The organism is Nitrospirota bacterium, from assembly GCA_040757595.1.
GTDB lineage: Bacteria > Nitrospirota > Nitrospiria > Nitrospirales > Nitrospiraceae > JBFLWP01.
This window is the reverse complement of the sequence record JBFLWP010000033.1, coordinates 1-2,497: the sequence shown is the minus strand read 5'-3', so window position 1 is coordinate 2,497 and position 2,497 is coordinate 1. Positions and strand designations below refer to the sequence as shown.

Genomic DNA, 2,497 nt, shown 5'->3' with positions numbered 1-2,497 from the left:
CCCTCGTGCGGGCCGGCGTGCGCTTCGTCGACGGCGTGCAGCAGAAAGCGAAAACCACCAAGGGAGAGATGAACGAGACCGCCGCCTAACTCACGCGGCCGATCCACAACATTTGACAATTTCTCCTCGACGAACTTGGAAAGAGACTGCTCGAGTTGGCTGCGGGGCCGCTCTTCGCTGCCGATGGGCCATCTGTCACCTATAGCTTCGGTCCTGGCGCTGGGACAGCGCGAATCGACGGCACGATCGCCGGTCGAGTGGCGGTCGAAGTGGAGTCCCGCGTCCCAAAGCAGGTTAGAGGTGCGCTCGTTGACCTCATTCTCCATCCCTACCCGTTGAAGCTGCTCGTTCTCCTTCCTGTTCACACTGGCAACCGGGTAACTGCCGTCCGGCAAGCGGAGATCATTCTGGGACACTTCCTGCAGCCGGCCTGCTTTCGAGTGGTGCTTGCGAGCGAGGCTGTGGATGATTCCGTCCTCGCCATTCGCAGGGCGCTTGCTGAACTGGACGTGGATGTCGGCGTGAGCGCGGAGGCGCAGGGAGGGGCGTGACGTGGAGGCGATCATCGTTCCCTGCACTCAGGAAAAGGTTTGGGAGTCCCGGCCGGACGTCGGTGCTGTGCCGGCCAAGGAGGCGTACACCAAAGCAGCGTTTCGCGCGTGGCGATCGTACGCGGAGCAGTCCGGTTGCCCTTGGTTCATCTTGAGTACCAAGTACGGTCTGTTGAGGCCCGACCAACTGATCGAGAAGTACAACGTCCCGGTCTCAGCCGTGGTTCGCGACGCGGACTTCCTGTCTCGGCTAGACCGCCAGGGGCAGGAGTTTGGCCTTGGCTCTTTCGATCAGATCGTCTTGCTTGATTGGGAGCGCTTCCAGCCCCTCGTCCGAGCTGCGACGCGGAGCCTTTCCGTGAAGTGCGTGCTTCGGAAGATCCAATACTGACGTATTAACGTGCTGGCTAACCACCGTATCTGGACTCCTCCGTCAAGAAAGAAAACAGCGAGTTCGAAAAGATCCTCCTTATTAAGGCGGCGAAGGTCTTCCTTCGGCGCATAGCGGTACTCACACCGCGGCGTGAGCACGGGTCAAGGCTGCGCGCAGCGCACCGCCGAAGGCGGCCGCAGGGCCTTGACGCGCGCGGAACGCCGTGGCTGTCGGTTCCTCGGAGCCTGCACGAAGGTCGGACTGCAGTCGTATCTTCGGCCTCGTCCGTGGAGCCCTTGGGCTCCGGGCCATCATGGAAATCCGCGCGCGGGGAGCCAATCGCTTGCACGGCCCTTCCTGGCCAGCCGAGTTATCGGCGTGCCCCCGCGCCGGGCCGACCGGTGCGCCATGATGCGATGCGCTCGGTGCAATCCTCCGGGAGAGCGACAGAAAAAGCGATTACGCCGGTCGGTGCTCCGCCGCGAAGGGGCGTTGCTGCACCCACACAGCCCAGAGGATCCTCGCGAGCTTGTTGGCGACGGCCACGGCCGCGACGTTGCGCCCGCGCCGCCGCTCAGCGTCCGCGGCCCACTGTTGCAGGGGCGTCGGGTGGACGGCCGCCTTCGCGTGCCAGACCACGGATCGCGCGCCGTGCGTCAGCAGCATGCGCACCTACACGTCCCCCTGCTTGCTGATCGCCCCGAGTCGTCTCCGCGACCCGCTCGAATCTTCCCGCGGTGTCAAGCCGAGGAAGCTCGCAAAATGCCGCCCTGAGGGAAACCGGCGGATGTCGGCCACGAGTGCGACCAGCGCGGTGGCGGTGAGGAGCCCCACGCCGGGGACCGTTTGCAGGAGCTGCACGTCGGGCATGTGGGCCGCCAGCGCACCGAGCTGCCGTTCAGCGATCCGCATGTTCGCCTCGAGCCCTGCGATTTCGTCACACGCGGCCGCGAGCGTCGGATGAAGCGCCATCGGCACCGCCGCCGGGTGCTCCAGTAATTCCCGGACCTGCGGCACGACGTGCGGCGCGCCGACGGGGATGAAGACGCCAAACTCGCGTAGCAGCCCCCGGAGAGTATTCAGCCGCGCGGTCCGCGTGGCGAGCCACGTGGACCGAAGGCGGTGGAGCGACGCGATGGCCTGGTGCCCGATCGTCTTGACGGGCACCGCATGAATCTCCTCGTTCCGGTTCGCTTCGAGCAGTCCCTTGGCGTCGGTGCGGTCAGTCTTGTTACGCCGGACAGATGGCCGTACATCATGCGGGGGCAGGAGCCGAACGACGTGCCCGAGCGGTTGCAGTTGGCGGGCCCAGTAGTGAGCCGAGCCGCAGGCCTCGAGCACAATCGTCGCGGGTGGCCGCTGTGCGAAGAATGCAAGGAATCGATCGCGGGACAGTCTTCGTTCTTCGTCGAGATGACCCGGCCGATGCGACACGGCAACTTGAAACACCGACTTTGCGAGATCGACGGCGATGGTCGTATGCTCCATCTGGACTCCTCCTTGCCTGGCCCTCAGAGGCCGCTTTACCGATTGGCACGATGATGCCGCACGGCAGGAGGAGTCCATTCCATCG

Annotated in this window: 2 protein-coding genes and 1 pseudogene; 1 reads left to right on the top strand and 2 read right to left on the bottom strand. The window is 64.8% G+C overall.

The genetic code is table 11. The features are described from left to right. The coding region (locus tag AB1411_16960) for a hypothetical protein (GenBank protein ID MEW6545281.1) at positions 1-566 on the bottom strand (566 nt) is incomplete at its 3' end. Between AB1411_16960 and AB1411_16955 the strand changes: the two genes are divergently transcribed. Beyond that, on the top strand, positions 553-942 hold the full coding sequence (locus AB1411_16955; GenBank protein ID MEW6545280.1) for a DUF6884 domain-containing protein: 390 nt from the start codon (positions 553-555) through the stop codon (positions 940-942). The two genes, AB1411_16960 and AB1411_16955, sit on opposite strands and share 14 nt — an antisense overlap. 441 nt (positions 943-1,383) lie before the next feature. Here AB1411_16955 and AB1411_16950 read toward each other — a convergent pair. Continuing rightward, positions 1,384-2,412: pseudogene (locus AB1411_16950) on the bottom strand (IS110 family transposase). Positions 2,413-2,497 lie beyond the last annotated feature (85 nt).